29 protein-coding genes and 1 pseudogene are annotated in these 24,659 nt (G+C 32.3%); 22 read left to right on the top strand and 8 right to left on the bottom strand.

Features of this window, described 5'->3' with window-relative positions; translation table 11 throughout:
- The first annotated feature begins 248 nt into the window (after positions 1-248).
- From lpdA to QWY99_RS05740, 3 genes are all read left to right on the top strand, one after another.
- Entirely contained in the window at positions 249-1,637 is a 1,389-nt protein-coding gene (lpdA, locus tag QWY99_RS05750) for a dihydrolipoyl dehydrogenase (protein WP_039112873.1), read from the top strand.
- 298 nt (positions 1,638-1,935) lie between these two features.
- A complete protein-coding gene (locus QWY99_RS05745; protein ID WP_290262602.1) occupies positions 1,936-2,559 on the top strand; it encodes a class I SAM-dependent methyltransferase in 624 nt (207 codons plus the stop codon).
- On the top strand, positions 2,556-3,461 hold the full coding sequence (locus QWY99_RS05740) for a PhzF family isomerase (RefSeq protein ID WP_290262599.1): 906 nt from the start codon (positions 2,556-2,558) through the stop codon (positions 3,459-3,461). Before QWY99_RS05745 ends, QWY99_RS05740 begins: the two co-directional genes overlap by 4 nt.
- A gap of 120 nt (positions 3,462-3,581) precedes the next feature.
- Here the strand turns inward: QWY99_RS05740 and QWY99_RS05735 are convergent, their stop codons facing one another.
- The 5 genes from QWY99_RS05735 to QWY99_RS05715 all read right to left on the bottom strand — a co-directional run bounded on the left by QWY99_RS05735 (position 3,582) and on the right by QWY99_RS05715 (position 7,115).
- A complete protein-coding gene (locus QWY99_RS05735; RefSeq protein WP_290262596.1) occupies positions 3,582-4,214 on the bottom strand; it encodes a hypothetical protein in 633 nt (210 codons plus the stop codon).
- A gap of 117 nt (positions 4,215-4,331) precedes the next feature.
- Positions 4,332-4,967, bottom strand: coding sequence for a hypothetical protein (locus QWY99_RS05730; RefSeq protein WP_290262593.1), 636 nt, complete (start codon positions 4,965-4,967; stop codon positions 4,332-4,334).
- A gap of 117 nt (positions 4,968-5,084) precedes the next feature.
- Positions 5,085-5,717, bottom strand: coding sequence for a hypothetical protein (locus QWY99_RS05725; RefSeq protein WP_290262590.1), 633 nt, complete (start codon positions 5,715-5,717; stop codon positions 5,085-5,087).
- Positions 5,718-5,832: 115 nt separating this feature from the next.
- On the bottom strand, positions 5,833-6,468 hold the full coding sequence (locus tag QWY99_RS05720) for a hypothetical protein (RefSeq protein ID WP_290262587.1): 636 nt from the start codon (positions 6,466-6,468) through the stop codon (positions 5,833-5,835).
- 2 nt (positions 6,469-6,470) lie between these two features.
- A complete protein-coding gene (locus QWY99_RS05715) occupies positions 6,471-7,115 on the bottom strand; it encodes a hypothetical protein (RefSeq protein ID WP_290262582.1) in 645 nt (214 codons plus the stop codon).
- Between the two features lie 369 nt (positions 7,116-7,484).
- On the opposite strand from QWY99_RS05715, the pseudogene QWY99_RS05710 reads away from it, so the two are divergent.
- The 19 genes and pseudogenes from QWY99_RS05710 to QWY99_RS05620 form a co-directional block, all read left to right on the top strand.
- Positions 7,485-7,703 (top strand): annotated as a pseudogene (locus QWY99_RS05710) (SAM-dependent methyltransferase); the annotation flags it as partial.
- Between the two features lie 86 nt (positions 7,704-7,789).
- Entirely contained in the window at positions 7,790-9,283 is a 1,494-nt protein-coding gene (locus tag QWY99_RS05705; RefSeq protein WP_290262580.1) for a serine hydrolase domain-containing protein, read from the top strand.
- A 30-nt stretch (positions 9,284-9,313) separates the two neighbouring features.
- Entirely contained in the window at positions 9,314-9,511 is a 198-nt protein-coding gene (locus QWY99_RS05700; protein ID WP_290262577.1) for a hypothetical protein, read from the top strand.
- Complete coding sequence (locus QWY99_RS05695; protein WP_290262574.1) at positions 9,512-9,835, top strand: DUF2085 domain-containing protein; 324 nt, start codon at positions 9,512-9,514, stop codon at positions 9,833-9,835. It abuts the gene before it with no gap.
- A gap of 2 nt (positions 9,836-9,837) precedes the next feature.
- Complete coding sequence (locus QWY99_RS05690) at positions 9,838-10,350, top strand: ClbS/DfsB family four-helix bundle protein (protein WP_290262572.1); 513 nt, start codon at positions 9,838-9,840, stop codon at positions 10,348-10,350.
- Between the two features lie 240 nt (positions 10,351-10,590).
- Complete coding sequence (ribB, locus tag QWY99_RS05685; RefSeq protein WP_290262570.1) at positions 10,591-11,259, top strand: 3,4-dihydroxy-2-butanone-4-phosphate synthase; 669 nt, start codon at positions 10,591-10,593, stop codon at positions 11,257-11,259.
- Between the two features lie 3 nt (positions 11,260-11,262).
- Entirely contained in the window at positions 11,263-11,832 is a 570-nt protein-coding gene (locus QWY99_RS05680) for a Crp/Fnr family transcriptional regulator (RefSeq protein ID WP_290262567.1), read from the top strand.
- 171 nt (positions 11,833-12,003) lie between these two features.
- The gene (locus tag QWY99_RS05675) at positions 12,004-12,585 is read left to right on the top strand and encodes an LOG family protein (protein ID WP_290262565.1); all 582 of its coding nucleotides are present in this window, start codon (positions 12,004-12,006) and stop codon (positions 12,583-12,585) included.
- A gap of 18 nt (positions 12,586-12,603) precedes the next feature.
- Positions 12,604-13,152 carry a hypothetical protein gene (locus QWY99_RS05670; RefSeq protein ID WP_290262562.1) on the top strand — a complete coding sequence of 183 codons (549 nt, stop codon included), beginning with the start codon at positions 12,604-12,606 and terminating at the stop codon, positions 13,150-13,152.
- A gap of 19 nt (positions 13,153-13,171) precedes the next feature.
- Positions 13,172-13,552, top strand: coding sequence for a VOC family protein (locus QWY99_RS05665; protein WP_290262560.1), 381 nt, complete (start codon positions 13,172-13,174; stop codon positions 13,550-13,552).
- Between the two features lie 12 nt (positions 13,553-13,564).
- Positions 13,565-13,978 (top strand): HEAT repeat domain-containing protein, encoded by a 414-nt coding sequence (locus QWY99_RS05660; protein ID WP_290262559.1) that lies wholly within the window; start codon positions 13,565-13,567, stop codon positions 13,976-13,978.
- A gap of 11 nt (positions 13,979-13,989) precedes the next feature.
- Positions 13,990-14,382 (top strand): ACT domain-containing protein, encoded by a 393-nt coding sequence (locus QWY99_RS05655; protein ID WP_290262557.1) that lies wholly within the window; start codon positions 13,990-13,992, stop codon positions 14,380-14,382.
- A 24-nt stretch (positions 14,383-14,406) separates the two neighbouring features.
- A complete protein-coding gene (locus tag QWY99_RS05650; RefSeq protein ID WP_290262555.1) occupies positions 14,407-14,736 on the top strand; it encodes a hypothetical protein in 330 nt (109 codons plus the stop codon).
- A 78-nt stretch (positions 14,737-14,814) separates the two neighbouring features.
- Positions 14,815-15,618: a class I SAM-dependent methyltransferase gene (locus QWY99_RS05645; RefSeq protein ID WP_290262553.1), complete on the top strand. Its 804-nt coding sequence runs from the start codon at positions 14,815-14,817 to the stop codon at positions 15,616-15,618.
- Between the two features lie 17 nt (positions 15,619-15,635).
- On the top strand, positions 15,636-16,061 hold the full coding sequence (locus QWY99_RS05640) for a DUF3995 domain-containing protein (protein WP_290262550.1): 426 nt from the start codon (positions 15,636-15,638) through the stop codon (positions 16,059-16,061).
- A 47-nt stretch (positions 16,062-16,108) separates the two neighbouring features.
- On the top strand, positions 16,109-16,564 hold the full coding sequence (locus tag QWY99_RS05635) for a GyrI-like domain-containing protein (RefSeq protein ID WP_290262548.1): 456 nt from the start codon (positions 16,109-16,111) through the stop codon (positions 16,562-16,564).
- Positions 16,565-16,567: 3 nt separating this feature from the next.
- Entirely contained in the window at positions 16,568-17,140 is a 573-nt protein-coding gene (locus QWY99_RS05630) for a Crp/Fnr family transcriptional regulator (RefSeq protein ID WP_290262546.1), read from the top strand.
- Between the two features lie 80 nt (positions 17,141-17,220).
- A complete protein-coding gene (locus QWY99_RS05625; RefSeq protein WP_290262544.1) occupies positions 17,221-17,664 on the top strand; it encodes a carboxymuconolactone decarboxylase family protein in 444 nt (147 codons plus the stop codon).
- 486 nt (positions 17,665-18,150) lie between these two features.
- On the top strand, positions 18,151-19,578 hold the full coding sequence (locus tag QWY99_RS05620; protein ID WP_290262542.1) for an L-serine ammonia-lyase: 1,428 nt from the start codon (positions 18,151-18,153) through the stop codon (positions 19,576-19,578).
- A gap of 508 nt (positions 19,579-20,086) precedes the next feature.
- On the opposite strand, the gene QWY99_RS05615 is transcribed toward QWY99_RS05620, so the two are convergent.
- The 3 genes from QWY99_RS05615 to QWY99_RS05605 all read right to left on the bottom strand — a co-directional run bounded on the left by QWY99_RS05615 (position 20,087) and on the right by QWY99_RS05605 (position 24,227).
- A complete protein-coding gene (locus QWY99_RS05615; RefSeq protein ID WP_290262539.1) occupies positions 20,087-21,805 on the bottom strand; it encodes an ATP-binding protein in 1,719 nt (572 codons plus the stop codon).
- 141 nt (positions 21,806-21,946) lie between these two features.
- Positions 21,947-23,074, bottom strand: a complete 1,128-nt coding sequence (locus QWY99_RS05610) for a sensor protein KdpD (RefSeq protein WP_290262537.1) — start codon at positions 23,072-23,074, stop codon at positions 21,947-21,949.
- A gap of 76 nt (positions 23,075-23,150) precedes the next feature.
- Positions 23,151-24,227: a porin gene (locus tag QWY99_RS05605; RefSeq protein ID WP_290262536.1), complete on the bottom strand. Its 1,077-nt coding sequence runs from the start codon at positions 24,225-24,227 to the stop codon at positions 23,151-23,153.
- Positions 24,228-24,659 lie beyond the last annotated feature (432 nt).

The following is a 24,659-nucleotide window of genomic DNA, read 5'->3' as shown; positions in this document are numbered from 1 at the left end:
AATCACAGCTGTATATTACTGCTGTTTTCTCAAAAAAAAGCGAATTATTCACTTAATTTTAGCAAATTATATCGCTTTTATTTTAATCTCTGTGAAATAGCCAATGTAAATTGACCTTGAAATAAAAATTAAACTTTTTTTTAAAATAAATCCTTAAATTCGCATTCTATATACATTATAAAAAAAATAGAAAATGGAATGCTTTTTTTACGGCTTTCAATTTTAAAAATAAAATAAATACTTAAAAAATGAAATACGACGTTATTGTTTTAGGAAGTGGTCCAGGCGGATATGTAACTGCCATTAGAGCATCACAATTAGGCTTTAAAGTAGCTGTAGTTGAAAAAGAAAACTTAGGTGGTGTTTGCTTAAACTGGGGTTGTATACCAACAAAAGCATTACTTAAATCAGCTCAGGTTTTTGATTATCTAAAACACGCTTCCGATTACGGATTGACTGTTTCTGAATTCGATAAAGATTTCCCAGCTGTTGTTCAACGTAGCCGTGGTGTTGCAGAAGGAATGAGCAAAGGTGTTCAATTCTTGATGAAGAAAAACAAAATCGACGTTATCGATGGTTTTGGAAAATTAAAGCCAGGGAAAAAACTTGACGTTACAGATAAAGATAATAAAGTTACAGAATATAGTGCTGACCATATCATCATTGCTACTGGAGCTCGTTCTCGTGAGTTACCAAACTTACCTCAAGATGGCGTAAAAGTAATCGGATACCGTCAAGCAATGACATTACCAACACAACCAAAATCAATGATTATCGTTGGTTCTGGAGCTATTGGAGTTGAATTTGCACATTTTTATAACTCAATGGGAACAGAAGTTACTATTGTAGAATTTATGCCAAACGTAGTTCCTGTAGAAGATGAAGATATCTCAAAACAATTTGAGCGTTCGTTGAAAAAAGCTGGAATTAAAATCATGACTAACTCTTCAGTTGAGCGTATTGATACAACTGGTGCAGGAGTAAAAGCATTTGTTAAAACTGCAAAAGGTGAAGAAGTTCTTGAAGCTGACATCGTTCTTTCGGCTGTTGGAATCAAAACTAACATCGAGAACATCGGTCTTGAAGAAGTAGGAATCGCTGTAGACAGAGATAAAATACTAGTAAACGCTTACAACCAAACAAATATCCCTGGATATTATGCAATTGGAGACGTTACTCCGGGTCAAGCATTAGCTCACGTAGCTTCTGCTGAAGGAATTAACTGTGTAGAAAAAATTGCTGGTTTACACGTAGATCCAATTGATTACGGAAACGTTCCTGGATGTACTTATGCAACTCCAGAAATTGCTTCTGTAGGTTTAACAGAAAAACAAGCTAAAGAAAAAGGATACGAATTAAAAATTGGTAAATTCCCATTCTCAGCTTCAGGAAAAGCAAAAGCTGCTGGAACTCCAGACGGTTTTGTAAAAGTAATCTTCGATGCTAAATATGGCGAATGGTTAGGATGTCACATGATTGGTGCTGGTGTTACTGATATGATTGCTGAAGCAGTTGTAGCACGTAAACTAGAAACTACAGGACATGAAATCCTAAAATCTATTCACCCTCACCCAACAATGAGCGAAGCTGTTATGGAAGCTGTTGCAGATGCATACGGCGAAGTAATTCACTTATAAAAACTAACTTAAAAATGTTCAATAGTACATTTTTATAGTTATATATAATTTTCAATTTAGAATCCGATTTGTGAAAACAGATCGGATTTTTTTATGGCGTGACCCGAAAAAGGGTCAGGCTTTCGGCTTTATCTTTTGCTTAGCTACGCTCACAAAAGGATATCGCCTCTATCCTTCACGCAAAACTGCTGTAAATTCACTTTTAAATTCGTATTTTCGTTAAGCTAAAAACCGCCTAATAACTTCTATAATAAGAATATTACATGAAGTTATGAAAGCAATAACCCCTACATAAATTATGAATAATTCTTGGACCGACAGATGGAATGACCGATATAGTACAGATGAGTTTGCTTATGGTGAACATCCGAATAACTATTTAAAAGAACAATTAGAAAAACTAACTCCAGGAACCATACTCTTCCCTGCCGAAGGAGAAGGTCGTAATGCTGTTTTCGCGGCTAAACTTGGCTGGACAGTTTCTGCATTTGACATAAGCATGGAAGGAAAAAATAAAGCCCTTCGCCTAGCCAAAGACAATAATGTATCAATTGATTATCAAGTTGGCGAATTACAAACATTAAATTATGTTCCTGAACAATTTGATGCAATTGCTTTAATCTACGCGCACTTTCCTAGCGATATCAAATCATCTTATCATAAAATACTTAGTAACTACTTACGCAAAGGTGGAATGCTAATTTTTGAAGCATTTAGTAAAAAACACATCGAATACAACTCAAAAAACGAGAAAATTGGAGGTCCAAAAGAATTGGACATGCTATTTTCTATTGATGAAATAAAAGCTGATTTCCCTGATTACGAAGTAATAGAATTAATAGAAACCGAAATAGAATTAAACGAAGGTCTTTTTCATAACGGAAAAGGTTCAGTAATACGATTTGTAGGCAGAAAAAAATGAAAAACCGAATAGTATATCAAATTGATTCTTTTACAAAAGAAAGATTCAAAGGAAATCCAGCAGGAGTAGTTGTAAATGCCGAGGGATTAAATGATCACCAAATGCAACAAATTGCAAGAGAATTAAACAATTCCGAAACTGCTTTTCTATTCCCGCCTGATAGCGATGACTGCGATGGAATAATACGCTATTTTACCCCAACTATGGAAGTTCCAATTTGCGGACATGCTACAATCGCAGCGATGTATGCAAAAGCAGTCGAAGATAATTTAGATTCTTGTGTATTACGATTTAAAACTAAAATTGGAATTCTCCCTTTTGAAATAATTAAGAACAATGGAGACTACCAAATTGTAATGACACAAGGAGCTTTCGAGCTTAGTCCAACTTTTGATAAGGATATAACAACTAAAATGATAACTGCATTAGGACTAGAAGAAGCAGACATTAATGAAAAATGCCCCATACAGATAGCCTCTACAGGACATTCTAAAGTTATGATTGGAATTAAAAGTAGAGCTAAACTAAATGCGTTATCGCCAAACTACAATGCATTAGCGGAGTTGAGTACAGCCATTAACTGCAATGGATATTTTGTTTTTACTTTTGATTCTGATGAGAAAGACATTTTAACTTATGGACGAATGTTTGCTCCTGGAATAGGTATAAATGAAGATCCTGTAACTGGTAATGCAAACGGCCCTTTAGGTGGATATTTAATCCAAAATAAAATTGTTGATTTTAAAGAGTATGAATTTGAATTCAATGGCAGACAAGCAGAAAAAATAGATCGACTTGGTGTGATAAATATAAAAGTTAAGATAGAAGACAACAAACCTACATTGATTCAAATAAAAGGAGATGCTGTAGTGGTATTTAGAACTGAAATAGATATAGGATAAGCTATGAACCTAACTCTGCTAGTTATAAATCTAAATCTGTAAGTCATAAATTCTAAATGTAATAATAAACAAAGGTACTATCTCATAAAGTGTGTAAGTAAAAAAGATGTTAGGGTTTGTTTATTCTCTCAGCTTCGTTTTTATGTCTTCGGGAAACCACGGAGCGATACCTGTTTTAGCAAATTCTTTTTTTACACTTTCTATGTTGTACATTTTGCCAGATACACCCTTTTCTTTCAGGTAGTTTTTATATTTTTTTTTCGAGAAAAAAGCTTCGGTTGTGCTGTCTGCTACATTTATTACAAACCAACGTTCGGGTATTATAAATATTTTATGAATACTATCAGTAGGGTAAATTTGGATTTCATCTGGTGTTGGTTTATCTTTTTTTTCATCCCAAGATGTTATTCCATACTTGTCGGTAAATACATAATCCCTTGCAGTATAACTTTGAATCGTATCTTTCCATCCAAGTATATTACCATAAATATAGGTTTTATCGACTCCTATTTCTGTTAAAGTATTAATGGATATATTATGTTTTAATGAATGGTTATATTCTAACCACCACACTTTTGTACTAGGATCATACATCAATGTTATAGGTTTTAACAAAGGAAGAATGTGGAATTGACCAAAATGGTTAGTTGTATAAAAAGGATCTACATCTTTGTGTTCTTTTTTTAAAAAACATGATGATACCAAACATAGCAAAATAGCAACGCCAAGTGTAATACTTATTTTGTTTTTCATCTTTATTTAATTATCGTTTTCCAGTTTGCTTTTACTTGTAATTCGTCGCTTCCGCCAAGAATGTCATACATAAAAATCTCCTATTCCTAAATGGTAACTAATCGATTATAGTTTTGTTTATTCTCTCAGCTTCGTTTTTATATCTTCTGGAAACCACGGAGCGATACCTGTTTTAGCAAATTCTTTTTTTACACTTTCTATGTTGTACATTTTGCCAGACACTCCCTTTTCTTTCAGATAGTTTTTATATTCTTTTTTCGAGAAAAAAGCTTCGGTTGTACTGTCTGCTACATTTATAACAAACCATTGTTCTGGTATTATAAATATTTTATGTACACTATCTATTGGGTAAATTCGGATTTGGTCTGGTCTTGGCTTGTCCTTTTTATCATTCCACGAAATTGTACCATACTTACTTAAAAATAAATAGTCTCCTAGTTGATATGTTTCAATAAATTCTTTCCTCTCAAATTTTTTACCATAAATATAAGTTCTATCAACTCCTATTTCTGTTAAAGAGTCAACATACACATTTTTTTTTAACGATTGGTTATCTTCTAACATCCTCCATACTCTACCATTTGGGTCATATGTTAATACTATTGGTTTTGCTAAAGGGAGGAGATAGAACTGACCAAAATGGTTAATTGTATAAAAAGGATCTACATCTTTGTGTTCTTTTTTTAAAAAACATGATGATACCAAACATAGCAAAATAGCAACGCCAAGTGTAATACTTATTTTGTTTTTCATCTTTATTTAATTATCGTTTTCCAGTTTGCTTTTACTTGTAATTCGTCGCTTCCGCCAAGAATGTCATACATAAAAATCTCCTATTCCTAAATGGTAACTAATCGATTATAGTTTTGTTTATTCTCTCAGCTTCGTTTTTATATCTTCTGGAAACCACGGAGCGATACCTGTTTTAGCAAATTCTTTTTTTACACTTTCTATGTTATACATTTTGCCAGATACCCCCTTTTCTTTCAGGTAGTTTTTATATTCTTTTTTTGAGAAAAAAGCTTCGGTTGTACTGTCTGCTACATTTATTACAAACCAGCGTTCTGGTATTATAAATATTTTATGAATACTATCAGTAGGGTAAATTTGGATTTCGTTTGTTATACCCTTTCTGTTTTTACTAGGCCCGTATACTGTACCGTATTTATTTAAAAACACATAGTCTTTTGAAGTATAAGTTTCAATAGTGTCATTCCATCCACGTACATTACCATAAATATAGGTTTTCTCTACTCCAATTTTTATTAATGAATCAATGCCAATACTATTCTTTAACGAATGGTTATCAGCTAGCATCCATACTTTTGTACTAGGATCATACGATAAAGTTATCGGTTTTACTAAAGGAAGGAGGTGAAATTGACCAAAACGGTTAATTGTATAAAAAGGATCTACATCTTTGTGTTCTTTTTTAAAAATACATGATGATATAAAACATAGCATAATAGCAACGCCAAGTTTAATACTTATTTTGTTTTTCATCTTTATTTAATTATCGTTCCAGTATGCTTTTACTAATAATTCACCGCTTCCGTCAAGAATGTCATACATAAAAATCTCCTATTCCTAAATGGTAACTAATCGATTATAGTTTTGTTTATTCTCTCAGCTTCGTTTTTATGTCTTCGGGAAACCACGGAGCGATACCTGTTTTAGCAAATTCTTTTTTTACACTTTCTATGTTGTACATTTTGCCAGATACCCCCTTTTCTTTCAGGTAGTTTTTATATTTTTTTTTCGAGAAAAAAGCTTCGGTTGTGCTGTCTGCTACATTAATAACAAACCAGCGTTCTGGTATTATAAATATTTTATGAATACTATCAGTAGGGTAAATTTGGATCTCATCAACGAAAGTTTTTATTTTAGAACGTCCGTATGATATTACTCCATATTTATCTAAAAACACATAATCTTTTGAAGTATAACCTTCAATAGTATCTCTCCTTCCAATGATTTTCCAAAAAATATAAGTTTTCTCTACTCCAATTTCTTTTTCAGTTATTTCATTAGATATGTTTTGTTTTAATAAGTTATTTTTATTTAACCACCATTCTTTTGTACTTGGGTCATACAATAATGTTATAGGTTTTAACAAAGGAAGAATGTGGAATTGACCAAAATGGTTAATTGTATAAAAAGGATCTACATCTTTGTGTTCTTTTTTTAAAAAACATGATGATACCAAACATAGCAAAATAGCAATGCCAAGTGTAATACTTATTTTGTTTTTCATCTTTATTTAATTATCGTTTTCCAGTTTGCTTTTACCTGTAATTCGTCGCTTCCGCCAAGAACATCGTGGTACATAAAACCCAATACACAGCATATAGCATTGTACTCCATAGAACGGTCTCCCCAAGATGGGCGTAGATCTAATGTATCGGTTAAGTTATAAGATATCGTAATATCTCCATTACTATCGGCAATATAACTATACTTCACATTTACTGATCGAATTGCCCAAGTTAATTCATCAAATGCCATTTCCCAAGTGGCACTATATTCTGTTCTCCATTTCCAAAACTCCAGGGCTTGTTTCCACATTTCGCCTCTGGCTCGTTGTCCGCCAAGCTGAATCGCGAAAGAATTTGTTATTTTATCTTCTATAAATTTAACTTTATAGCGCGCATCATTTTTTATTGTGGCTACTATTTCCCTTTGTTTATTAAGAATTGCTGGATCTTTCTTGACTTTATTGAGAATTTCCCCCGAAAGCTGGACTGAGCTACTTTGCAATATAGAATGAAATCCTACACCAAAAATATTTTCTGCTTGTGTTGGGTTAATTCCTAAATATTTACATGCAGCGTTAAATAACACTCTCCTAGCAGCTGTTCCCCAACCGGGGTCTGTCCCATAATAATTTTTAAATTCTGTCATTAAATTTGTTTTTTTATATTCTGCTTCAATACGTGTTAATTTGCATATGTGCGAAATAACTCTTCATATAGGCGTCAATTAAGAAACATTAACAAAGAGTAACTTTATTTTACCAAATTCAAATGTGTTAATTTTTTCTTACAAATATCGTAATATAAATTTATTTTCCATGTTTTTTTTCCTACTTAATAAATTACAAACAGTACTATTTTACTATTCTTGCATTCTAATAGTTCTCGTATAAGTAATTCAACCGTTTAAAAACCGAAAGAATATTTCATACAACTTATTATTATAAATCACCAATTAATGACATAATTCTCCCTAATTTACGTTTACTAAAAACTCCTTTTATGAAAAAAAAACAAAAAAGCATTTAGTAAAAAACACATCGAATACAACTCTATAAACGAGAAAATTGGAGGTCCAAAAGAATTGGACATGCTATTTTCTATTGATGAAATAAAAGCTGATTTTCCTGATTACGAAATAATAGAACTAATAGAAACCGAAATTGAATTAAACGAAGGTCTTTTTCATAACGGAAAAGGTTCTGTAATACGATTTGTAGGTAGGAAAAACACATAATAGGAGAACAATCCTTTAAGACTATTTGTTTTTTGTAACAAAAAAATTATATCTCGTCTTATAAAAAAATCATCATCATCATCATCATGACAATCAAATCAATCAATCTCTATTTATTACTGCTATTTCTAGCTTCAATCTCTTTATCGGCACAGATCGATAAAAAATCTGATTTATATAAAACCATCATTTCCAAAGACAGCTTGCTTTTTAAAGTTGGCTTCAATACTTGCGATGTAAATCAATTTAAAACATTATTAACCGAAGATTTTGAATTTTATCATGATACGGACAGTATATCCAACAAGAAAGTTTTTTTGTATAATTTTCTAAAGGGAATATGCAATCCGTCTTCAATATATAGAGTAAGAAGGGAATTAATAGCTGGAACTACCGAAATTTACCCTCTTTATAAAAACAAAACATTATATGGTGCTGTCCAAATTGGTGCTCATCAATTCTATGAATCTACATCTGGTAAAAAAGAAATCCCAGGAAGTATCGCTCGATTTACACATTTATGGCTACTCCAAAACGGAACATGGAAACTAGCCCGATCTCTTAGCTACGATCATCAAAACAATCCTACCATAATCAATAAAACAAAAATGTTTGGTGATGACAATGAGATTGAAAATTGGCTTAAAGAAAATAACATTCCTAATCTAGGACTTGGAATAATCAATGGTGGAAAGCTCCAACAAATCAAAGTTTTTGGTGAACTAAAAAAAGGAGAAACCGCACCTTACAATACAATTTTTAATGTTGCTTCACTTACCAAACCTGTTACCGCAATGGTTGCCTTAAAACTAGTTAGTTTAGGGAAATGGGACTTAGATGAATCTCTTTCTAAATATTGGATTGATCCAGATATTGCAAACGATCCTAGAACAAAAAAACTAACAACGAGATTTATTTTAAGCCATCAAACAGGTTTCCCAAATTGGCGATGGATGAATCCTGACAAAAAACTAAGCTTTCTATTTGAACCTGGAACTAAATACCAATATTCTGGTGAAGGTTTTGAATATCTCCGAAAAGCATTAGAAAAAAAGTTTCACAAATCTCTTGATCAATTAGCCAAAGAATTAATTTTTAATCCTTTGCAAATGACAGATACCAATTACATCTGGGATAAAAATACTGACGAAACACGTTTTGCAATTGGCTATGATCCAAAAGGAAAAGCTTATGAAACAGAAAAAAGAAAAACAGCAAGTGCGGCTGATGATCTATTAACGACCATCGAAGATTACGGTAAATTCGCAGTTAGCATTATGAATGGTGATGGATTATCACAAAAAGTTTTTGAAGATTTAAAAACAAATCAAGTAGAAACAAAAGCCAACAAACATTTTGGTTTAGGACTCGAAATTTATGATTTAGGAAACGGAGAAACTGCATTATCTCATGGAGGTGCCGATCAAGGCGCACAAACGATCTTCTTTATACTTCCAAAAACAAAAGAAGGAATTCTAATTTTTACTAATGTCGATGATGGATATAAAATATATGAAAAGTTACTTACTCACTATTTAGGAGAAAAAGGAAAAAAAATAATCGAAATTGAAACTAAGTAATTGTTTTATAAAATAAATCCAAAGATAACAATGAATACAATTAACCAAAACGAACCAATTCAATGCCCAAGATGCAAATCGACACAAGTGTATGTTGACAAAAAAGGATTTAGTGGAAAAAAAGCGTGCTGTGGTGCAATTTTGGCTGGCCCTTTGGGATTATTATGTGGCACTCACAAAGCCAATAAGATCAGAATAACTTGTCTTAAATGCAAACATACTTGGTAAATGAAACTAAATGATTTTACATTAGGTTGTCACGGAATCCCTGAAAGGTGTTTTAAGATTAACGAAAAACACCTGCCTTTTTGTGCAAGATGTTTAGGAGCTAGCATTGGTCATATCTTTTGTGCAATTTGCTATTTCCTTTATTTCTTACCACCCTTTTATTTTTCGATTATTGGTTTGGCATTCATGCTAGCAGATTGGTATTTTCAAAATTCATTGCACAAATATCATAGTAATTTAATGAGATTATTAACAGGTACAATCGGTGGTTTTTCGATGGGAATAATTATCTGGAAAACAATTGATTTTATTCTAACCTTTTAAATATGGCTGTACCTCAAAATAAAAAAGAATTACTAAGTGATATTGAAAAAACATATGTCAAACTCCAAGAGGATTTAAAGACAATTCCGATTGAGCTCACAAACGAAAAAACACTCGAGGGGCATGCTAAAGGCACAATGATGAGCGTAAATAACTTAGTTTCATACTTAGTTGGCTGGGGAGAATTAGTCTTAAAATGGCATCACAAAAAGAATAATAACCAAAGTGTAGATTTTCCAGAAACAGGATTTAAATGGAATGAACTTGGCAAACTTGCTCAGAAATTTTATACAGATTACGAAGGTTTAGATTTTTTACAATTACAGGAAAAATTAAAAACAACAGTAGACAACCTGCAAACACTGATTAAAAGCTATGATAACGAAACGCTCTATGAGCAAGAATGGTATGAGAAATGGACAATGGGAAGAATGATACAATTTAATACCTCCTCTCCATATAAAAATGCCAGAGTTAGAATACGACAATGGAAAAAAGAAAAAAAGGTACTTTAAAAAACATTAAAATCCTGAACCTATAGGAATTAGTTCGGGATTTTTTTTTGACATACATCAATGTTTTCTCTTTATTATTTAAACAATTTTGTCTCTTTAAATTTTAATCATGAACAAAAAGTATTCAAATATGACAACATTTTATTTGTTGCAATCTACCTAAAGATGATTAGTGTATTTGCGATTCATGCATACAATTATTCTTCATATTAGAAAACTAGTTCAAAAAATAACCTCAAAATGATTACTGCAATAGAAAATGAAAATCCGTTACTATTATTTGGTACAAATAGTCAAGAACGCGTTGAGAATGCAATTAAAGAACTTAAAATAGGAAAAGGAATTTTATTGATCGATGACAAAGACCGTGAAAACGAAGGCGATTTAGTCTTTTCAGCACAGCATATGTCAGTAGAAGACATGGCGCTAATGATTCGAGAATGTAGTGGGATTGTATGTCTTTGTTTAACCAATGAAAAAGCTGATGAATTAGAACTACCTTATATGGTCAAAGAAAACACTAGCCTTTTCCAAACTCCTTTTACAGTGTCAATAGAGGCAAAAGAAGGTGTCACAACAGGACTCTCAGCATTAGACAGAATTCAAACTATAAGAACTGCCTCTGCTGATTTTGCTAAACCTACAGATCTGGTAAAACCGGGACATATTTTTCCGTTAAGAGCAAATGACAAAGGCGTTCTACAGAGAAATGGTCATACCGAAGGAAGTGTAGATTTAATGAAATTATCAGGTTTAAAACCTGAAGCTGTATTATGCGAATTGATGAATCCTAATGGAACTATGGCACGATTACCAGAGATTTTATCATTTGCCAAAAAACACCAATTGGTAGTTTTAACAATAGAGGATATCATACATTATCGTAAGTTTGTTAGAGATTTTATTTAAAAGATGAAAGAGCAATTAGCTAAATACATAAAAGAAGTATCAACTGTAACGGACGAAGAGCTAGATAAGATTCTTAATTACTTCAATCCTTTGGAGGTAGAAAAAAACGAACTCTTAGTTATTCAGGGGCAAACGACTCAACGAATGTACTTTATTTGTAATGGTTGCTTGCGTATCTTTTTCATAACAGAAGAAGGGCAAGAAGCAACACGTTATCTGGGCTTCGAGAACAATTTTGTAACCGCTTTATCAAGCTTTGTATTAAGCGAACCTTCTTTAGAATTTGTTCAAGCATTAGAGCCAACTGAATTGCTTTATATATCGCATCAAGACTTTTACCATTTGCTGGCAAGCATTCCAAATTGGGGAAGTTTCTACAGACATTATATGGAAATGGCTTATGTAACCAATACCAAAAGGCTTATGTCGTTCTTAACTCAAAATGCAACTGAAAGATACAAACATCTGCTAGAAACAAATCCAAAAGTTGCACAACGACTGTCAAACAAAATAGTTTCTTCCTATCTCAATATTTCTCAAGAAACATTAAGTAGAGTAAAATCTAAACCTTAAATTAGATTCCATTTCAAAAAACAACAAACAGGCAATACTAGATTTCTAGTCATTGCCTGTTTTGTTTAGCTATAAAACTATATTTTTCATAACTTCGTTCAATCCCTCAAAAGCAATCAAAGACCAATAATAACTTGGGATTTTGATTAACTACAACATATAAAACTGAATATGAACCGAATTACAGTATTTTGTGGATCAAGTTTTGGAAACAAAAAAGAATACGAAACTCAAGCTTTTCTACTTGGGCAAATATTATCAGAAAACAATATTGATTTAGTTTATGGCGGAGCCAAAGTGGGACTTATGGGAGCTGTTGCCGATGGCGTTTTAAATAAAAAAGGAAAAGTAATTGGTATATTACCCGATTTCCTAATGAAAAAAGAAATTGCACATGATGGTCTAACAGAGTTAATTATTGTGAAAAGTATGCATGAAAGAAAAACCAAAATGAATGAATTAAGCGATGGTGTAATTGCTTTACCAGGCGGTTTTGGAACGCTAGAAGAGTTTTTTGAAATGCTTACCTGGGCGCAATTGGGACTTCATAAAAAGCCAATAGGAATTTTAAATATTGATGGCTTCTATGATTTATTATTAGAATTTATCCTAAAAATGGTAAACGAAGGATTCCTAAAAGAAATTAACCAACAAATGATAATTGTAAGCGCCAATCCACAAGACTTACTCCATAAAATGGAAAACTACGTGGCTCCAGAGGTTGGTAAGTGGATAAAAAAAGGAAACGAATAAAACATTAAAATAGAAATAATGCCAACTGATAATTTAAATTTAGAAATTCCAAAATTGATTTTTAATGCAAGTGGAGAATTAATAATCCTTCCTTCCCCTACTTCATCCAAAGATGATTTTGATTTTTTTCAAGGGAAATCAAATATTGTAAATAAAAAATTAAAATACAGATTCTCTGACTGTACCGAATGGATCGAATTTCCATCGACTCAGGAAATGTACAAGGTGCTTAACGGAATTGGCAATATCGATAATTTCCTTGCCGAATTTAATGGAGAACCATTTGAAGGAATGACAGTTCGTTTATTTAACCCCGATACAAAACTGTGGAGTATTTATTGGTCTGATTCTAATACAGGAGTTTTAGATAAACCTGTTATTGGTTCATTCGAAAAAAAAATTGGCCATTTCTTTTCAAGAGATATTTATGAAGGAAAAAAAGTAATTCAGGTATTTCGCTGGGATGCAAGAGATAAAAAAAATCCGATTTGGAGTCAAGCAATGTCAGCTGATGATGGAGAAACATGGGAATGGAATTGGTATATGTACATGACCAAAGTAAAATAAAATACCTTTTAAATTAAATATGAAAAGTAAATCAAATCCAGTTGTATATTTTGAAATTCCTGTTACTGATATAGAAAGAGCAATACAGTTTTATTCGGCTGTTTTTAATTTTGAGTTTGAGCGAGATACCATTCATGATAACGAAATGGCATTTTTTCCTCTTACCGAAAATCATAAAGGTATTTCTGGAGCTTTAGCAAAAGGAGAAATATACAAACCAACAATAAGCGGAACACTTATTTATTTTAATACCGAAAACATTGCTGAAACATTAGACTTAGCAGTAAAAAATGGTGCTGCAATTTTGTTTCCGATAACATCAAATGGAGAATTTGGTTCAGTAGCAGAATTTAAAGACTGCGAAGGAAATAGAATCGCACTACATATGATTAATAAATAAAAATACAATACATTGAAAGAAGATACTATTGAAGTCGAAGTTCGAAATGCAATTCAAGACAATAATTCAGACCAAATAGAAGTTTCTATTTCAAATCTTTTGGCTTCTGAAACAATTTCTAATTATACCGAATTATTAAATGAATTATTAATTGATCCTAATCATTATAATCATCAAGAAATTGCCAAAACTTTACAAGAAATTAAAAGTCCAACAACTATTCCTTTCGTAAAGAAAGCATTAGAATCCAATTTTGATTATTTAGATTACACTTGTTCAGATTCAGATGCAATAGCTAAGTGGTTTAGTTGGATTTTATTTTCAATTGGAAACAATGATGCAATTGCATTGATTGAAGAATATACTAATTCAGCAGATGAAGGTATCAGTAATGAAATGAAATACAGATTAAATAAAATAAAGTAACTCAATTAAAGATGTCAGGAGAAAAAGATTTAGAGAAATTACTAAAAAGCATGAAACCAAAACATAATAGCGGTGACTATGTTTTCTGTACTGTTAAAAGCTTTGATAATATAAATTTTAACGATGTTGTCATGTCATTTGTTGAAAGCGAAGGCACTACTTTAATCGTAAAAAAAGAAATTGCCGACGCGCTAAAACTTGATTATACTGTAGTCATGTCTTGGATAACACTTACTATACATTCTTCTCTAGAAGCTGTAGGTTTAACAGCCGCCTTTGCAAAAGCACTTTCGGATAATCAAATTAGTTGTAATGTGGTAGCCGCATTTTATCATGATCATATCTTTGTAAACAGAAGAGATACTGAGCATGCAATTACCATTTTAAATAGATTCTCAGAATAAATTATTATCTCAAAGCAAATCATCTTGGATTCTTTTCAACCGTACCGAACTGCGCTTAATAACTGGAAACGACTTTCTCCTGTGCTTACAATGGATGGTTATGCACAAATTTTATTCGAAAACGGAGGAACAGAAATCACTATCTACCAAAAGGTATATCCTATGATAGCCAAGTCACATGACGAGTTATATGAATTTATCTCTGGCTCTACATTAGTTCCTTATTTTGAGAGATTCGAAGAGTCAATTAAAAATCAATTCATCAAAGAATTTAAAGCTAGAATCGAAAAAAGGTTCCGTAAAACACCTTCATTATACGCATTCAAAAGAATACTTTTATATGCACGCTTCTAAGCAATAAAAAAATAATAAATTAGCTTAAAATAATTCAAAGAAATTTCATTCAAATTATCAAATTTTATTTCAAAGAAAATGAGTTTAGAAAATAATTACATTGAAGTCAATAAACAATCTTGGAACAGTCGTGTTGAGTCACATCTTAAATCAGATTTTTATGATTTAGAAGGCTTTTTAAAAGGAGCCACGTCATTAAACAGTATCGAATTAGAATTACTTGGTGATATAAAAGGGAAATCGATTCTGCACTTACAATGTCACTTTGGTCAAGACACAATATCACTTGCTAGACTTGGTGCAAATGCAACTGGTGTTGATTTATCAGACAAAGCGATTGATAGTGCAAACAAACTAGCAAAAGAAACAAATACTGATGCCACATTTATATGTTGTGATATTTATGATTTACCAAATCATCTAAACAAAAAATTTGATATTGTATTTACAAGCTATGGAGCCATTCCGTGGTTACCTGACTTAGATAAATGGGCAAAATTAATTGCAAGTTTCCTTAATCGAAATGGTAAATTGGTCTTTGCCGAATTTCATCCTGTAGTTTGGATGTTTGATGATAATTTTGAGAAAGTAGCTTATAATTATTTCAATTCAGGAGCAATAATAGAAACTAAAGAAGGTACCTACGCCGACAAAGATGCTCCAATCGAACTAGAATATGTATGTTGGAATCATAGCATGAGCGAAGTTGTAACCAGTTTACTCAAAAATGGACTTGAATTAAATGCTCTTAATGAATTTGATTATTCTCCTTATGATTGTTTCAGTAATACAATAGAATTTGAACCAAAAAAATATCGAATAAAACAACTCGATAATAAAATTCCAATGGTTTATTCGATACTAGCCACAAAGAAATCATAATTATAAAAATTTACGTTATGCAAACAGTAATTGGAGCCCTCCTATTTATAATCTTTTTATTATTGGCTACTATCCATATTTATTGGGGATTGGGTGGTAAATGGGGAAATGACGCTGCTATTCCAACAAATGAGAACAACGAAAAAGTTATCAATCCAAAATTATTTGAATGCTTTACAGTAGCCATTGTATTGCTGTCTTTTAGTTTTTTAGTTTTAAAGAAATTAGCAATAATTAGCTTAAATATACCTAATTGGATACAGGAATATGGGCTTTGGTGTGTTTCTCTACTATTCATTATAAGGGCAATTGGCGACTTTAAATATGTAGGCTTTTTCAAAAAAATCAAAACCACAAAATTTGCACTAATGGATACAAAATACTTTTCTCCATTGTGTTTACTAATTGCACTTTTAGGAATTACATTAACTGCAACAACATAATTTTTGCATTACATTTACATACAATAACAATATTATTTAAAATAAAAATGGAATTAATCACTATCGAAGAATTTTTCATTATCGGATTATCAATAAGAACTACGAATGAAAATGAACAATCTGCAACAGATATTCCAGCACTTTGGAATAAATTCATGACTGAAAACGCAATTGAAAAAATTCCAAATAAAATAGATAGCTCAATCTATTCTATCTACACCGAATACGAGAAAGATTACACAAAACCATACACTACAATTTTAGGTTGTAAAGTTTCTAGTTTAGCCAATATCCCAACTGGAATGATTGGAAAGACAATTGCAAAGGAAACCTACAAACAATTTATAGCTAAAGGAAAATTGGCAGACGGTATTGTAATCCAAAAATGGATAGAAATTTGGAATTCTGATCTTGACAGAAAATATACTGCCGATTTTGAAATATATGGAGAAAAAGCATCCAATCCAGAAAATGCCGAAGTCCCTATTTACATAGCTGTTTAACAGATGCAACCAAAACTAATTGAACATATAAAAAAGTACGTCGAACTAAACGATGAACAGACTCATTTTCTTTTGGATAACATAAAGCCCTTAACTGTAAAAAAGAAAAGTTATTTACTAGAAGAAGGGCAAGTATGTTCTTCTCTTTATTTTGTAGAAAAAGGCTGCTTGCGTTTCTTTTTTATCAATGATAAAGGAACGGAACAAATCACACAATTTGCAATCGAAAATTGGTGGATTACTGATTATATGAGTTTTGATACTCAATCCCCTTCACATTTTTTTATTCAAGCAATAGAAAATATCACCGTTTATACTTTTGATCATAACAATCAGGAAAAAGTTTTTAGCCAATTACCACAACTAGAACGCTACTTCCGACTGGTTTTACACAAAGCTTATTCTGCAGCCCAACTGCGAATGAAATATTTATATGATTTTTCAAAAGAAGAAAGCTACCAGCATTTCTCTTCTAGATTCCCCGAATTTATTCAACGAATACCGCAGTATATGCTAGCCTCTTATTTGAATTTAACTCCTGAATATTTAAGCGAAATAAGAAAAAAGAACTCCTGAAAATCATTTCTTAAACCAGCTTAAGTTTTTTTGATTTTCATCTAAATACCTTTGTATTATAATATTAAAACAAAGAAATCATGAGCAATAGAATCAAAATCGCACAAACGCAACCTGCAGCAATTAAAGCTTTATCAACTTTAAATATTTATTTACAATCAACTTCATTAACAGATACACATCACGAATTAATAAAAATCAGAACTTCACAGATAAATGGCTGTGCCTATTGTATTGATAAGCATACAAAAGACGCTCGCAAATATGGAGAGACAGAACAACGTATCTATCTATTAAATGCATGGAGAGAGGTAGATTTTTATTCGGAAGAAGAAAGAGCCATCTTAGCTTTGACAGAAGAAATTACATTAATAAGCAACGGAGGAGTTAAAGACGAAACCTACCAACAAGCTGCTAAACTATTTGATGAAAATTATCTTTCACAAATTATAATGGCAATTATTACTATGAATGCATGGAATAGAATTGGAGTTACTACCGAAATGAAACCAGAATTAAGCTAGTAATGAATTTAGCCCGTTGGATTTAATTATTTTAACGCATAGAAACATAGTCTTACGAAACCTAAAAAAGACGTTTCACTTAAGATAAATCACATAAGCTATGTAAAAAAAAATATTTTTTCTTAAATCACCTTAGATTATCAATTCTATTCCGATGGCTATCGGAACTATGTCTCTATGTGTTAAATGTCATTTTTTCGACCAAGCGAAGCGAATTGGCGAAGTAATTACATACAACATATTACATTAATCACACTGAAAACCCATCTAAAACATTGAAGTTTAGATGGGTTTTTTAATATCAAAAAACTAATTCTAAATTTTATACATTAGCAAAACATTATAAACAATATTTTTCACATTATTATTTTATTGCCAAATTATTAAAATTAAATACAAATTTTAATAAATATGCAACATTAACAATTCATCATTTAATTTCTTTGCATTATTCAATTATCTTTGTGAAAACAAAATTATAGTATAATGGAAGAATGTATATCGGTTTTTGATATGCTTAAGATTGGTGTGGGACCTTCAAGCTCACATACTCTTGGACCTTGGCGTGCAGCAGAACGTTTTCTTGCTGAATTAAAAAGTGAAAATCTGTTTTCTCAAGTCACTCGTGTAAAAGTCGATTTGTACGGTTCTCTTTCCTTAACGGGAAAAGGACATGCTACAGATTTAGCTGTTATGTTAGGATTAAGTGGTCAAGATCCTGAATATATTCCAATAAATGATATTGCTGGAATCATCAAATCTATCGAAGAAACGAATACAATTGTACTTGGAAACGAGTCTACAATCCCGTTTTTCTTTTTGCAAGACATTGTTTTTAATAAAGAATTCTTGCCATTTCACGCTAATGGTTTAAAATTTACGGCCTACGCCAAAGATGATTCTGAATACGAATCTGTTTTCTATTCAATTGGAGGTGGATTTGTAGTGAAAGAAGAGCGTGAAAATGCTAAAATCAAATCGGAGATAAAATGTGCTTTTCCGTTTCCTATACAAAACGCAGCGGAACTTTTAGATTATACCATTGCTCAAAACAAATCTATTTCTGAGATTGTTTATGAGAATGAAAAATCAATGCGTACCGAAGCGTTCATTAATGATGAATTAATGCGCATTTGGCATACTATGCTAGAATGTATGTACATTGGTTGCCATTCTGAAGGAATACTCCCAGGTGGATTAAATGTGCGTCGTAGAGCATTTGACATGCATCAAAACCTCATCGGTTTATCCAATTACAATTCACCACAAACATGGTTAGAAGAAATAAGAAAAACGGAAGTTAAATTCCGTCAAATATTAAAATGGGTAAGTTGTTTTGCACTTGCAGTAAATGAAGTAAATGCCGCGTTAGGACGTGTAGTTACTGCTCCAACCAACGGAAGTGCTGGTGTTATTCCAGCCGTTTTAATGTACTATTTAGTAATCGAAAACCATAATGCTGGTGAGAAAGAAATCAAACAATTCTTGATGGTTGCTGGCGAAATAGGAAGTATCTTCAAGAAAGGTGCTACAATTTCTGCCGCAATGGGTGGTTGCCAAGCCGAAATTGGTGTTTCATCATCAATGGCTGCGGCAGCACTTTGCGAATTAATGGGCGGAACTCCAGCACAAGTTTTAATGGCCGCTGAGATTGCTATGGAACATCACTTAGGTTTAACCTGTGATCCTATTGGAGGTCTAGTACAAATTCCATGTATCGAAAGAAATACAATGGGAGCAATAAAAGCTATCAATGCCGCTGAATTAGCTCTAGAAACTGACTCAAAAAATGCAAAAGTTCCTCTTGATAAAGTAATTAATACAATGTGGCAAACTGCAAAAGATATGAACTCTAAATACAAAGAAACCTCTGAAGGTGGATTAGCAATTGCCGTGAATATGGCGGATTGTTAGTTTTTTAGTATTCTGTTTACAGTATTCAGTCGCAGTTGATAGTATTCAGTCGCAGTTTACAGTCTCAGTTTACAGTATTCAGTCGCAGTTTGCGATGTAGAAAAGTTTTCAGTCTCAGTTTACAGTATCAGTTTACAGTATCAGTTTACAGTATCAGTTTACAGTATTCAGTATTCAGTCTCAGTTTGCGATTTAAAATGTTTTCAGTCGCAGTTGGTAGTATTCAGTTTTCAGAGAATTGTGGATAAAAAAAAGTCGCAGTTTTCAGTCACAGAGTAAAAAGTTTTCAGTCGCAGTTGACAGTCGCAGTGTCATCCTGAGCGGAGTCGAAGTACGTCGCACTTTTCAGTTTTCAGAGGATTGTGGATAAAAAAGTCGAAGTTTTCAGTAATACATATACTGAAAACTTCGACTTCATTTTTTTTATATTGTAACCACAAACTTAACACTGAGACTGAAAACTGTAAACTGCGACTGAATACTGTAAACTGCGACTGAGAACAAAAAACTACGCTTTGATAAGTTTAAACCAAAACGAGCTACCGAGTCCTAGTTCGCTTTCTACGCCAATTGTTCCGTTTTGGGCTTCAATGAATTCTTTACTGATAGATAGGCCCAATCCAGTTCCTGATTTATGACTCCCTGGAATTTGAAAAAACTTATCAAACACTTTCGATTTATAGTGACTATCAATTCCTTTTCCGGTATCGACTACCTTAAAAACAATCTGATTCTTTTCTTTTTTCAGTTTAACTGTAATACTACTATTTTCATAAGAGTACCGAATTGCATTGGTTAAAAAATTAATCATTACCCAAGTCGTTTTCTCCGAATCGGCTTTTATATCTACCAAGTTCGGTTCTGTTTCAACGATAAGTTCAATTCGTTTTTGTTCAGCTTGTACTTTCACTGCTTCAATAGCGTAATCTATCACTTTATACGGACTGCATTGTCCAATATTAAGCTTGATATTACCTGTCTCTAATTGTGCCAAATCCAGTAATTCACCAGTAATTTTAAGCAAGCGTTGACTATCATCTTTAATACTATCAATTAATTGTTTTTGTTCCTCATTGATACTACCCGTATTTGGTTTCTCTAATAACTGAAGACTTAATTTAATTGATGAAATTGGAGTTTTTAATTCATGAGAAACAGTAGCAATAAAATTAGTTTTAGCAAAATCTAGCTCTTTAAACAACGTAATATTTCGTAAAATAATTACTTCTCCTATATTAATCGGTTCATCTTCACCCGTTGGCGTAATTGCAATATTAACTTTCTCCTTATCAAAATAGCTTTCTTTTCCATCTGCAAAAATTTTCATAGGATGCGCTTTTGTACTTTCAAGATCATTGATAATTAAAGATTTCATCAAGTCATTTCTTAAAGCCAAGGTTGTAGCCAATACTCCAATTACCTCTTCCGATTTCATTCCAATAATCTTAAGCGCTTCATCATTTACAAACAAAACCGTCCCTTGATTATCCAACCCAATGATCGGATCATGCATATTGTTTATTAAAGTCTCTAAGCGTTTCTTTTCAAATGATAATTTATACAAATTACTATCATGGTATTCTTTGAGTTTCTCCGCCATTGTATTAAACGATTTTGCCAAATCACCAAACTCGTTATGATTCATAAAATGAACACGCTCTGAATAGTTTTTATTAGCGATTTGCCTAATACTCTCCGTTAATTCCTTGATTGGGTTTGCAATATTATTGGGTAGATTAATTAATAAATTAAATGCAATCAAAAAACAAAGTGTACCAACAATTGCAATCGAAAAATTAGCAGTTTCGGCTGTTTTTTTTGCAATATCACCTTTCAGTTTCATTGCATCCATATTGAGTTTCATGATTGCAAAAATATCTTGACGCACCTCACTCCTTAATGCTTCATTATTCCAATTATGTTCTAATTTATTAAAACTTTCTCGCAAATTGTTTGTGGCTTTATCTTCCCCTTTTTCTGTTACATTAAGAAGTTGCTTTTTCAAATTATCTTTAAAAACAACAATTACTTTATTTTCAGTTTCATTTGCTGCATCAAGCGAGGTCAACATATCTCTAGAATATTCCAAAGTATTATAATTCGCTTTCAAAATATTCTCAGTATCCTCTTTTATCAAAAAAATATAAAAGGCACTTACCAATGAAAGAATGATTATCATTAAGAATAACAATCCAACACCCAGATTTAATTTAGTTTTAATTCTCATCACGCATGTTTTAAAAACAAGTTTTTTTATTTGTTATTTAAACCATCTTAGCTTTTTAAGAGAACATAAGTCGTTACATTAAAAACGAAACTTAAACGGGCTTAAATCACTACTATGTTTTAAAATTATAATCTACAATTTTTAAGATAAAACAATAAGGTCAACATTCGATGAAGAAAGACGATTCAGTAAACGTCTAAAAATCGATGTTGACAAAATTACTTTAAATAAGTTAAAATGGGGTTTCCCAATGCAAACAGTTGTGATATGTTTTTGTTCTACAACAGTAAGTATTGTATTGGTGATATTAGTGCCTTCTATTTTAATTATCTCAGCGCCGAGTTCAGTAGCTAGTTTAAAATTATTGATTAAATGACGTTGTTTATCAAGGGCAATTTTATCACTACTTTCCTTTGGTAATTGAACATATAACACATACCAGTCACTATTATAATAACTTGCCAATCGAGCTGTTTTTCTAATAATATTCTTTGCTGTTTTTTCGTTACTGCTTATGCATGCCAATAATTTTTCATGCCGCAGTGCTTGAGTCTTAGGCACCTCATTTTCTACCTTTCGAACAACCTGACTTGCTACTTCTTTAAGAGCTAGTTCCCGCAGTTGCAAAATTTGGTCTGACTTAAAAAAATTATTTAAAGCTGTCTGAATTTTATCTGCAGTATAAATCTTTCCTTCTTTTAATCGATCTATTAAGTCTTCCGAAGTCAAATCAATATTTACCACCTCATCAGCCAGTCGCAATACATTATCTGGAATTCGCTCTTTAACATCAACATTAGTAATGCGTTTTACATCTTGGTTTAAACTCTCGATATGCTGAATATTAACTGCCGAAATCACATTTATCCCAGATTCTAAAATTTCCAACACATCCTGCCAGCGTTTTTCATTCTTACTTCCTTCAATGTTTGTATGTGCCAATTCATCTACAATTACCACTTCTGGTCGCAAATTAATAATCGCTTGCACATCCATTTCTTCCAGTTGCTTTCCTTTATAAAAAATAGAACGACGCGGAATCACAGGCAAACCATCCAGCAACTCATGTGTTTCCTTACGGTTGTGTGTTTCTATATATCCAATTTTTACGTCAATCCCGTTTCTCAATAATGTATGCGCTTCCTGTAGCATACGAAAAGTTTTGCCTACACCAGCACTCATGCCAATGTAGACCTTAAACTTTCCTTTGCGGGATTTCTGAATTAAATCAAGAAAGTGCTTTACATTATTTTCCTTTTCGTTATCCATAATTGTTATCTGTAAAAAAGATTATAGGGGTTAGAAGCAATGTGGGCAAAACAGTATACTTCTAACCCCTAAAAACCTAAAGAGAAATCGCCAAAGAAGTCGTCACAAAAACGTTACCATCCGTTGGGTTGTTATTTCTCATAAAAATATTGTCTTTACTATTCAAAGTTCGTGCTTCTAATCTAAATATCACATTCTCTGCAGCTAAATAATCAAAATTGGCTGAGAAGCCATATGTTTTAAATCCATTTGGAGTTCCTGTTGTGATAATAACACCATTTTTATCTTGATAATATTCACCTCTTGCTGCAATCTGAATTTTATTAGTTGGTTTATACTGCGCCATAACAATTGGAGCATACCAAACATCATAATCAGAACTTCCGTTAGTAGTTTGTTGCACTCCAATATCAAAACCAGCAATTAGACTTACCTTTTCAGACACTTTAAATTGTCCGAAGAAATCATTAAAGTACCTCCATTTTCTATCAGCATCTGGTTGTTCGTTCCCAACATATGTACTCCAGTTTAATGTAACCGCCGAAGTTGGCTTGTAAGTCACCTGAGTTCCAAAAGCAGGAGTTTGATTCCCTTCTACTTTTTGAATTCGTTGCCATCCATTTAAATACATTGCAGCCAAATACCATTTTTCACTTTTAGAAGTATATCCAATTTTAATTCCCGCTTCGTAATACGGAGAGTTTTCCGCCAGAATACTTCTTGTCAAAGTCATACAATCTTTTCCAATTGCACTTTCAAAACCAATATGCGAAGGCATAATTCCCGCATCAATCCATAAATTATGCTCCTTAGAAATTTTCACTCCTACATTCGCCTCGTAAACATTTTTTAGCAAACCTTGTTCAGCGGCCAAATTATATTCAGCATACGTTCCTGCCATTATTGCCAGATTAGCACGAACATTATCTTTCGCATAATTTACTTTCCCTAAACCTAAATTTAAATTTACTTCGTTGTGTTTGTTGTAATTGTAAATAAAACCTGGGCGAGTATGATTCTCAGGATTTCCAAAATCATAACTGTAATAGGTATCTATATAACCCGAAAAAGTAAATGGGCTTTTAGCTTCTTCTTGAGCATTAACTGTAGTATATCCGATTGCTATTAAAGCAGTAAGTATTATTTTTTTCATTTGTAAGGGGATGCAAACCCGATAAGTTTCTACTACCTACCGAGGATTAATTAAAATTATTATTTTTTGGAGCTATCCCGATAATTATCGGGACCAGCTGTCCGCTAAAATCTTTTTATTTTTAAAGAAAAAACAAAAAGGATACCGCTTCCATCTGGGCTAAAAACACTTGGGGCAACAAGAGCTTTAGGTTTCCTAACAGGCTTCCAAAAACCTGCTAGGAATTAAAAAGGAATCACAGATAAAGCAACTACAAGTTTATCTATATTTTAGCATCAGAATACCTACTTACAAGGCACTAGAAACCTTGCTAACAGATTTCAACTTGTCATTACAACAAAGCAGAAATCATATTTAGCTATTCCAATACTTAAGTTTAAGAGTGTGATTTCTCCTTCGCCAAAACGAATAAAAAGAACATCAAACAATAGA

Origin of the sequence: Flavobacterium branchiarum, assembly GCF_030409845.1 — a bacterium.
In the GTDB taxonomy this organism is placed as follows: domain Bacteria; phylum Bacteroidota; class Bacteroidia; order Flavobacteriales; family Flavobacteriaceae; genus Flavobacterium; species Flavobacterium branchiarum.
The sequence above is the reverse complement of the archived record's forward strand: the minus strand, read 5'-3'. Positions and strand labels throughout refer to the sequence as shown.